Raw genomic sequence first — 9083 nt, 5'->3', positions numbered from 1 at the left:
AGCCGGAACTCAGCGGGCAGCCGCGCCTTGATGTCGATGATGCGAGAGTTGGGGTATCAGATTGGCCGATTCAAAGTACGTAACCTGATGAAGGAAGCCGGTCTGGTATCCAAGCAACCGGGCGCTCATCGCTATCAGGTCGCTCGGTCTGAACGACCGGATATTCCCAATCTGCTGGCTCGCGAATTTGATGTCCAGCAACCCAATCAGGTGTGGTGTGGCGATATCACCTACGTCTGGGCAGGTGGACGCTGGCATTACCTGGCAGCGGTGCTTGACCTGCACACCCGGCGGGTCGTGGGCTGGGCGATGTCTGATAAACCTGATGCAGAATTGGCAATCAAAGCACTGGAAATGGCCTATCAGCAGCGGGATTGCCCATCCGGTGTGCTATTTCACTCCGACCAGGGCAGCCAATATGGTAGCCGGGCACTTCAGCAACGACTGTGGCGCTATCGCATAACCCAGAGCATGAGTCGGCGTGGAAACTGCTGGGATAATGCCCCGATGGAACGGTTGTTCAGAAGCCTGAAGTCAGAGTGGCTCCCGGCTATGGGATATATGAGCTTGCGAGAAGCGAAACGAGATATCAGTTATTACCTGATGGATTACTACAACTGGCGGCGTCCACATCACCACAATGACGGGATGCCGCCAGCAAAAGCCGAGGATCGGCCTAACCAAGTGTCCGGATTTAGTTGACCACTACAGTTAGTGGCAGATTTCAGCGCAGATGGTGGGGGAGGTGACGCCACACCAATGAACCGGATCTACATCTCTCTAGTGGAGTAGATAGCAAGAAGGGAGCCTTAGGCTCCCTTCTTTGTTAGCGATAATGTGATGGCTGCTAGAACCAGAAGCCAATGATAAAGGAGCCCGCCAGGGTCAGCATCACGTTGGCTACCGCATAGGTACCGGCATAACCGAGCGCCGGAATGGAGCTGTTGGCTGCCTCGTTGACCACATCCATCGCCGGGGCACAGGTTCGGGCACCTGTGATGGCACCGAGCAGCAGGGCCGGGTTCATCTTCAATACCCAGACCCCGAACAGGTAGCCGACCAGCACCGGCAGCGTCGTGACCAGCATACCGGAGAAGAGCACCACGGCACCCACTTCGCTCAGGTGATCCAGAATGCCGCCACCCGCCTTGAGACCGGTGCTCACCATAAAGACCGCCAAACCAAGATCTTTGGCCAGTCGCAGGGCGCCCGGGGGCACGTAGCCGACCGTCGGGTGGTTGGCCCGCAGATACCCCATCAGAATGCCTGCCAGCAGCAGACCGACTGCGTTGCCGAGGCCAAATTCAATCTGGCCGAACACCAGCGAGACGGAACCGATCAGCAGCCCCAGCACGAAGAAGGTGGTGAAGGCCACCAGATCCGTGGTCTGGCTGTGGATACTGATAAAGCCTATCTTGTTGGCCAGCAGTTTGACCCGCTGTTTTTCGCCGCTGATCTGCAGCACGTCGCCTTTTTGCAGCATGATGTTGCGATCGAACGGCATCTCGATTTGGGAACGCACCACCCGGTTGAGGAAGCACCCCTTCTCGGTCAGGTTGAGTTCCACCAGATGACGACCCACCACGGAGTCGTTCTTTACCACGATCTCTTCGGTGACGATCTGCAGGTCGAGCAGGTTGCGATCAAACACCTCTTTACCGTTGCGGTAGTTGACGTCCAGCTTCTCGTGGCTTTCGGGATAGCCCACAAGGGCGATTTCGTCCCCTTCCTGAATGACGGCATCGCCATCGGGACTGGCGAGAATGCCGTTGCGGCGGATCCGCTCCACATAGCAGCCGGTGTGGGGATAGATGCCAGTTTCACGCAGGGTGCGGCCGCCAATCCAGGCTGCTAGCTCGGGGCCAACCCGATAGGCGCGGATGATGGGCAGGTAGGTCTTGCGACTGTCGCTGTCGGAGAGACCCCGCTCACGGGCAATTTTTTGCGCCTCGGTGTTGAGATCGAGCCGTGCCAGCGAAGGGAGGTATCGCACGACCAGCATCAGGCCAACCAGACCCACCAGATAGGTCAGGGCGTAGCCGATACCCATATTGTCGAGCACCGCCTGCATATCAGTCTGATGGGGCAGGTTGAGCAGGCCACTGCGCAGGGCATCCTGAGCACCGACCAGCGCAGGAGTCGAGGTGAGCGACCCCGCCAGAATGCCGGCCGCCATCCCGGGCCCCAGATTGAAGAACTTGGCCAGCCCTACCGTCAGGAAGAGGGCGGTCAGCAGGATCACCAGAGTTAGGGTGATGTAGTGGATGCCATCGCGCAGGAAGACGCTGAAGAAGTGGGGCCCGGCTTCGATCCCCACGCAGAAGATGAAGAGCATGAAGCCGACGTTCTCGGTCGTGGCGGTGAACTCGAAGCCCATCTGGCCAAACAGCAGGGCGGTAAACAGCACACCTATGGTGTTGCCAATCTGAAAGTTGCCAATCCGTACCTTGCCAAGCAGCAGGCCAAAAGCCAGCACCACGAAGAGCAGCAGGGAGTCGCTTTGATGTAGCAGTGTCACAAAGTCTATGGTCATGCCCGGAATAACCGAGGAAAAAAGTGGGGCCGATATTGTGCCGGATCTATCCCCAATAAAGAAGCGCAAGGGAGCGATTAATCGGACGTTATCGGACGCTATTTGTGGAACCGGCGGCGTGATAGGGAGACAAGCGGATGAAATCTGGCAATTTTTGCTGTAACCGCCGTTGTCAATTAGTGAAATCTGCTGCCCGCGACCGAAGTGCTCTGGCGCAGGCCGATATTTTAGATTCTGCTGTTCAGCCGCTTGGCGGGGATCAGTTTCAGCAGATTCAACCGATGGCCGCCATGCTTGGCTGAGGGGCAAATCAGCTTGATATTTGCCCATTCGCCCATGGGGCATGGGTTGGCAAAAAGATGCCTCTAAAAAGTGCCAATAGAGCCTGTCACCCCGCTGTTCCTGAGGGAGCAAAAAAACAGCATAAAATCAGGTTGGCCAGCAAAATGACTCTTCGCCGGGGGTCATCAAGGGCAATCCCGCGTCCTGACAGGGCTTGCTGCACTTACCCACAGAATCTGTGGATAACCCTGTTTATGAAACTTGTTCATCACCCTGAAAGCCGCGCCAGCACTGGGATGCAAGGGCTGTTCAAAAAATACCGGAAGAAAAATATTTGTATAAAAATCAAATAGTTAGATGCGACAGGAGAAAACTCTGTCGAGCCGGGACGGGTAACAAAAGGGAGCGTCAGCAGCAAGAAGGATCTTGTGCATTAAAATTGGCAGAGGAGGGCACTAAAGTGGATAACTTGCACCGAGATGGTGAGGAATTGGCTCCCCCGACTGGACTTGAACCAGTGACATACGGATTAACAGTCCGCCGTTCTACCGACTGAACTACGGGGGAACATCAGGCAAGGAGGAGCATCATACAGAAGGTGTCCGAGGTGGTCAAGCCATTCGCGGGATGATGGCACGGGTGTACCGCTGCCAAACCCTCGGTTACACTGCTCCTCTGCTGTTTTGTGTCGGGAGTGTTCATGAGCAAATTGTTCAAGTTAGCCAGCCAGTTTCAACCCGCCGGGGATCAGCCCGCGGCGATTGCCCAACTGCTGGATGGCATCGAGTCGGGGCTGGCCCACCAGACCCTGCTCGGGGTGACCGGTTCAGGCAAGACCTTCACCATGGCCAACGTCATCGCCACCCTGAACCGCCCGACCATGATCCTGGCTCCCAACAAGACCCTGGCCGCCCAGCTCTATGGCGAGATGAAGGAGTTTTTCCCCGACAACGCGGTGGAGTATTTCGTCTCCTACTACGACTACTACCAGCCCGAAGCCTATGTGCCGACCACCGACACCTTTATTGAGAAGGATGCCTCGATCAACGATCACATCGAGCAGATGCGATTGTCGGCCACCAAGGCGTTGCTGGAGCGGCGCGACGTGGTGATCGTTGCTTCGGTGTCGGCCATCTATGGTCTGGGGGATCCCCAAGCTTATCTAAGCATGATGCTGCACTTGAAAGTGGGGGATGTGATCAACCAGCGGGATATCCTGCGCCGTCTCGCCGAGCTGCAGTACACCCGTAACGACATGGCGTTTCAACGCGGTACCTTCCGGGTGCGCGGTGAAGTGATCGACATCTACCCTGCCGAATCGGACAAGCTGGCCCTGCGGGTAGAACTCTTTGATGAAGAGGTGGAGCGCCTCTCCCAGTTCGATCCCCTGACCGGCGCCATCGAGCAGACGGTGGTGCGCTATACCATCTACCCCAAGACCCACTACGCTACCCCGCGCGAGACCATTCTGGGGGCTATCGAGCACATCAAGGAGGAGCTGCGCAGCCGCCGCGAGCAGCTGTTGTCCCTCAACAAGCTGGTTGAAGAGCAGCGCATCAGCCAGCGTACCCAGTTCGACATGGAGATGATGCAGGAGCTGGGTTACTGCTCCGGCATAGAGAACTACAGCCGCTACCTTTCCGGCCGTGCGCCGGGGGAGCCGCCGCCCACCCTGTTTGACTACTTGCCGGGGGACGGCCTGCTCATCATCGATGAGTCCCACGTTACGGTGCCGCAGATCGGCGCCATGTTCAAAGGGGACCGCTCCCGCAAGGAGACCCTGGTGGAGTACGGCTTCCGGCTCCCCTCGGCGCTGGACAACCGGCCGCTCAAGTTCGACGAATTTGAAGCGCTGATGCCGCAGACGGTGTTTGTTTCGGCGACTCCCGGCCTCTACGAGCTGGAGAAGTCCGGCGGCGATGTGGTGCAGCAGGTGGTGCGCCCAACCGGCCTGCTCGATCCGGAGATCGAGGTGCGTCCTGTGACTACTCAGGTGGACGATCTGCTCTCCGAGATCCGCAAGCGGGTGGCGGTGGAGGAGCGGGTGCTGGTCACTACCCTGACCAAGCGGATGGCGGAAGACTTGACCGAATATCTGGCGGAGCACGACGTCAAGGTGCGTTACCTCCACTCCGACATCGATACTGTGGAGCGGGTGGAGATAATTCGCGATCTGCGCCTTGGCAAGTTCGATGTGCTGGTGGGCATCAACCTGCTGCGGGAAGGTCTCGACATGCCGGAAGTGTCGCTGGTGGCGATTCTCGATGCAGATAAAGAGGGCTTCCTGCGCTCCACTCGTTCGCTGATCCAGACCATCGGCCGGGCGGCGCGTAACCTCAACGGCAAGGTCATTCTCTACGGCGATACCATCACCAACTCGATGAAGGTAGCCATTGAGGAGACCGAGCGGCGCCGCACCTTGCAGCATGCCCATAACCTCAAGCATGGGATCACCCCCAAAGGGCTCAACAAATCCATTGGCGATGTGATGGACATGGGGGGCAGCCGCACGGCAGGTAAACCAGGCAAGGGGATGCGCAAGGCAGCCGAGCCGCAAGGGGAATACCATGTCCGCTCTGCCAGCGAGATTGCCAAAGAGATCAAGCGGATGGAGGAGCAGATGTTCCAGCATGCCCGGGATCTGGAGTTCGAGCAGGCGGCGGCACTGCGGGATCAGATCCAGCGGTTGCGCAGCGAGTTGATCGAATCATGAGCCGTAAACGCTGGCTGATTTGGCAACGACTTCGTCGTCTCTATCAGGGCTTTCGTCATCCCGGTACCCCCTGGTGGGCGAGGGGCCTGGTGATCCTTATCCTGCTCTATGGCATCAGTCCGGTGGATCTTATCCCCGACGTGGTGCCCTTGCTGGGTTGGTTCGATGATGTGACCCTGCTGCTGGTGTTGCTATGGGGATGGGAGCGTTGTCTTCCCCCCGCAGTGCGCAGCGATCTGGAACAGGCCTCCTAGTTCACCTTTTCAACTCCATGCTCGGCATCTCTCTTTGTGCTCCCATCCTCGAAGGAAGCGGAAAAACGGTTTCATTTGAAGGTGGGCGCAGCGGGACAAAAAAGAGGCTGCTCCGGTGATTGTCGCCCGGATGGCATTGGCGTAGACTCCACGCCGTTCACTTTATGGGTATGGAAAAAATGGATCTGATCCTCTTTGCAATCGACTTTATCCTGCACGTTGACGTGCATTTGAAAGAGCTGTTCGAGAACTATGGCGTCTGGGTTTACGCCATCCTGTTTCTGATCATCTTCTGTGAAACCGGGTTGGTAGTGACGCCGTTCCTGCCGGGTGACTCCCTGCTGTTTGCCGCCGGTGCACTTACCGTGGGCAGCGTGCTGGACGTCCATACCCTGGCGGCCGTGCTGATCATCGCTGCCGTGCTGGGCAACGTGGTCAACTACACCATTGGTCACTTCTTCGGCGAGCAGCTGTTCCGCAACCCGGACTCCAAAATCTTTCGCCGCGACTATCTGGAGAAGACCCACGCTTTCTATGCCAAGCATGGTGGCAAGACCATCATCATCACCCGTTTCCTGCCTATTGTGCGTACGTTTGCGCCGTTTGTGGCAGGGATGGGAGCCATGACCTATCCGCGCTTCCTGGCGTTCAACCTGGTTGGCGGTCTGCTGTGGGTACTCTCCTTCGTCTATGCCGGCCACTTCTTTGGCAATCTGCCGGTGGTGCGTCACAACTTTACCCTGCTGATCTTCGGCATCATCGGTATCTCCCTGTTGCCCATGGTGATTGGTGCGGTCAAGGCCAAGATGAGTACAGCCAGGGCGTAACCAGAATACGGTCAGCCAGAACGAGAAAGGGGGGCTATAATGGCTCCCCCTTTTTATTTCCACGCGGGCATGATGATCAGTTGCAGCAGCGTCCTTTCACCAGATTGCCGATGGCCACCACGGTGAAGACCAACAGGTAAGCGGCGAAGATGACAACCAGCCACTGGGGCATGGAGTAACCGAAGAACTGCCAGGTGATCTGGGCACAATCCCCTTCTGGCATAAAGAGCCATGGGAGCCACTGATCGAGCGGAGCCCAGCTCGGGAAGTCGGCAAACGGGCTGCAGACGTTGAACGGGGAGGGGTTAACCTGATAGTCCACATGCTTGAGGGCCAGCTGGAAGCCACGGAAGGCACTGTAGCCCCACAGCAACATGGCACTCCAGCGAACATACCACTTATCCGGCGCCACCATGCCGAGCAGACCAGCGGCCAGCACCCCCAGGGTCGCCAACCGTTCGTAAACACACATCACGCACGGGGAGAGGCCCAGCACATGCTGGAAGAAGAGGGCACACAACTCGAGGAACAGGGCTGATGCTGCCAACAAGCCCCAAGCCAGACGATGGGCGGCAATACGGCGGAGAAACTCGATCATCTCATTGATCTCTCAGAAAAAACAGTGGCTGAATTAGAGCAGAGCGGAACCGAAAAGAAAAGGGCCCTGAAAGGGCCCTCGGAAACCGTCGCAACGGATTAATGCAGCGCCGGCTGTACCGCTGGCAGCGCACTCTCCATCATCAGCCATCCATGCTGATAGAACCACTCGGTGGCAGGACCAAGCAGCAATTCGACAGAGAAAAAGCCGATCAGTCCCAGCACCAATGTGTAGGGCAGCGCCATCCAGACCATGCGGCCATAGGAGAGACGCAGCAGCGGCGCCAATGCCGAAGTGAGCATAAACAGGAAGGCGGCCTGACCATTGGGGGTGGCGACCGACGGCAGGTTGGTACCTGTGTTGATGGCTACCGCCAGCAGATCGAACTGGGCGCGGTCGATGGCACCATTGAGCATGGCCGTCTTCACCTCATTGATGTAGACGGTGCCGACAAAGACGTTGTCACTGACCATGGAGAGCACCCCGTTGGCCAGATAGAAGAGGGCCAGCTGGTTCTCCGGTTTGGCTGCCAGTACCAGCTGGATCACCGGCTTGAACAGCTGCTGATCGATGATGACGGCGACTACGCTGAAGAAGACCGCCAGCAGGGCGGTGAAGGGGAGTGCCTCCTGGAAGGCTTTACCCAGCGAGTGCTCCTCGGTGATCCCGGTCAGGGAGGTGGCCAGCACGATGACCGAGAGGCCAATTAGACCAACGGCTGCCAGGTGCATGGCCAGACCGACGATTAGCCAGACCGCAATCAACGCCTGAACGATCAGCTTGGCCTTGTCTTGCGGGCTGCGTTTTGCCTCTTCGTAGCGATTGTACTCCTCCATGATGGCACGCACCGTGTCCGGCAGGCGTGCACCATAACCAAACCAGCGGAACTGCTCCACCAGCACGCAGGTCAGCAGACCGCAGATAAAGACGGGGACGGTGACGGGAGACATGCGAATGGCAAATTCGGCGAAGTTCCAGCTGGCTTGCTCGCCGATGATGAGGTTTTGCGGCTCGCCCACCAGGGTGCAGACACCACCCAGCGCGGTACCGATGGCGGCATGCATCATCAGGCTGCGCAGGAAGGCACGAAAATCGTCGAGATCCTGGCGATTGAGCTCGGCGACTTCCTTATCATCGGTATGGTCATGGCTGTGACCAAACTCCTTGCCGGACGAGACCTTGTGATAGATAGCGTAAAAGCCGGTGGCGACACTGATCACCACGGCAATCACGGTCAGGGCATCGAGAAAAGCTGACAGGAAGGCTGAGACCAGACAGAAGGAGAGGGAGAGCAGGATCTTGGAGCGTACGCCGATCAGCAGCTTGGTGAAGACATAGAGCAGCAGCTGCTTCATGAAATAGATGCCTGCCACCATGAACACCAGCAACAGCAGCACTTCGATATTGGCGACTAACTCGTGTTTGACCTGATCGGCGGAGGTCATGCCGATCAACACGGCTTCGATCGCGAGCAGACCACCCGGTTGCAGGGGGTAGCATTTGAGGGCCATGGCCAGGGTGAAGATAAACTCAACGACCAGTAACCAGCCCGCAATGAAAGGATCAAGGTGGAAGGCAATCGGATTGATTACCAGAAATAGCAAGATGGCGCTTTTATACCACTGTGGTGCATTGCCCAAGAAGTTCTTGGCGAATGCCTGCCCTAGGCTTATTGGCATGATAATGGGTCTCAACTTTGTTGTTAGGATCTGCTTCTATGCAGTCAAGGATGATTCGACCTGTGCCTCCGGATGTTGGCCTTTATCTGTCTGATTCCTCGTGATTTTAATCAAAAAGCGTGACGATTATAAATGATAGCCGATGGATCTCTGCCCATCTGTCTGTTTTATAACCACCTTGTCGGGGTTGGCTGGCT

General features: G+C 57.3%; 8 protein-coding genes and 1 tRNA gene. 5 read left to right on the top strand and 4 right to left on the bottom strand.

Features of this window, described 5'->3' with window-relative positions; all coding sequences use genetic code 11:
* A partial coding sequence (locus AB5Y73_RS11070) for an IS3 family transposase (protein WP_368147339.1) occupies positions 1-702 on the top strand: 702 nt, incomplete at its 5' end.
* Between the two features lie 145 nt (positions 703-847).
* Here AB5Y73_RS11070 and AB5Y73_RS11065 read toward each other — a convergent pair.
* Entirely contained in the window at positions 848-2533 is a 1686-nt protein-coding gene (locus AB5Y73_RS11065) for an aspartate:alanine antiporter (protein WP_033115819.1), read from the bottom strand.
* A gap of 137 nt (positions 2534-2670) precedes the next feature.
* Between AB5Y73_RS11065 and AB5Y73_RS11060 the strand changes: the two genes are divergently transcribed.
* Positions 2671-2835: a hypothetical protein gene (locus AB5Y73_RS11060; RefSeq protein ID WP_162516081.1), complete on the top strand. Its 165-nt coding sequence runs from the start codon at positions 2671-2673 to the stop codon at positions 2833-2835.
* Between the two features lie 471 nt (positions 2836-3306).
* On the opposite strand, the gene AB5Y73_RS11055 is transcribed toward AB5Y73_RS11060, so the two are convergent.
* Positions 3307-3382, bottom strand: a tRNA-Asn gene (locus AB5Y73_RS11055).
* Positions 3383-3515: 133 nt separating this feature from the next.
* Between AB5Y73_RS11055 and uvrB the strand changes: the two genes are divergently transcribed.
* The 3 genes from uvrB to AB5Y73_RS11040 all read left to right on the top strand — a co-directional run bounded on the left by uvrB (position 3516) and on the right by AB5Y73_RS11040 (position 6609).
* Positions 3516-5528, top strand: a complete 2013-nt coding sequence (gene uvrB / locus AB5Y73_RS11050; RefSeq protein ID WP_107683069.1) for an excinuclease ABC subunit UvrB — start codon at positions 3516-3518, stop codon at positions 5526-5528.
* A complete protein-coding gene (locus AB5Y73_RS11045) occupies positions 5525-5782 on the top strand; it encodes a YkvA family protein (protein WP_005360976.1) in 258 nt (85 codons plus the stop codon). The genes uvrB and AB5Y73_RS11045 overlap by 4 nt, the downstream gene beginning before the upstream one ends.
* A 179-nt stretch (positions 5783-5961) precedes the next feature.
* On the top strand, positions 5962-6609 hold the full coding sequence (locus AB5Y73_RS11040; RefSeq protein ID WP_040069761.1) for a DedA family protein: 648 nt from the start codon (positions 5962-5964) through the stop codon (positions 6607-6609).
* Positions 6610-6685: 76 nt separating this feature from the next.
* Here the strand turns inward: AB5Y73_RS11040 and dsbB are convergent, their stop codons facing one another.
* Positions 6686-7207 carry a disulfide bond formation protein DsbB gene (gene dsbB / locus AB5Y73_RS11035; RefSeq protein ID WP_005336895.1) on the bottom strand — a complete coding sequence of 174 codons (522 nt, stop codon included), beginning with the start codon at positions 7205-7207 and terminating at the stop codon, positions 6686-6688.
* A gap of 98 nt (positions 7208-7305) precedes the next feature.
* A complete protein-coding gene (nhaB, locus tag AB5Y73_RS11030) occupies positions 7306-8886 on the bottom strand; it encodes a Na(+)/H(+) antiporter NhaB (RefSeq protein WP_107683068.1) in 1581 nt (526 codons plus the stop codon).
* Between the last annotated feature and the right edge of the window lie 197 nt (positions 8887-9083).

Source organism: Aeromonas sp. s7(2024), assembly GCF_040907825.1.
Classification (GTDB): Bacteria; Pseudomonadota; Gammaproteobacteria; order Enterobacterales; family Aeromonadaceae; genus Aeromonas; species Aeromonas veronii.
Note: the sequence above shows the minus strand (reverse complement) of the source record. Positions and strands in the feature narration are given on the sequence as shown.

Excerpts from the sequence above, each read along its gene's own strand:
- AB5Y73_RS11060 (WP_162516081.1), top strand. The coding sequence starts at position 2,671 with ATGAAATCTGGCAATTTTTGCTGTAACCGCCGTTGTCAATTAGTGAAA.
- AB5Y73_RS11045 (WP_005360976.1), top strand. The coding sequence starts at position 5,525 with ATGAGCCGTAAACGCTGGCTGATTTGGCAACGACTTCGTCGTCTCTAT.
- AB5Y73_RS11040 (WP_040069761.1), top strand. The coding sequence starts at position 5,962 with ATGGATCTGATCCTCTTTGCAATCGACTTTATCCTGCACGTTGACGTG.
- uvrB (WP_107683069.1), top strand. The coding sequence starts at position 3,516 with ATGAGCAAATTGTTCAAGTTAGCCAGCCAGTTTCAACCCGCCGGGGAT.
- AB5Y73_RS11065 (WP_033115819.1), bottom strand. The coding sequence starts at position 2,533 with ATGACCATAGACTTTGTGACACTGCTACATCAAAGCGACTCCCTGCTG.
- dsbB (WP_005336895.1), bottom strand. The coding sequence starts at position 7,207 with ATGATCGAGTTTCTCCGCCGTATTGCCGCCCATCGTCTGGCTTGGGGC.
- nhaB (WP_107683068.1), bottom strand. The coding sequence starts at position 8,886 with ATGCCAATAAGCCTAGGGCAGGCATTCGCCAAGAACTTCTTGGGCAAT.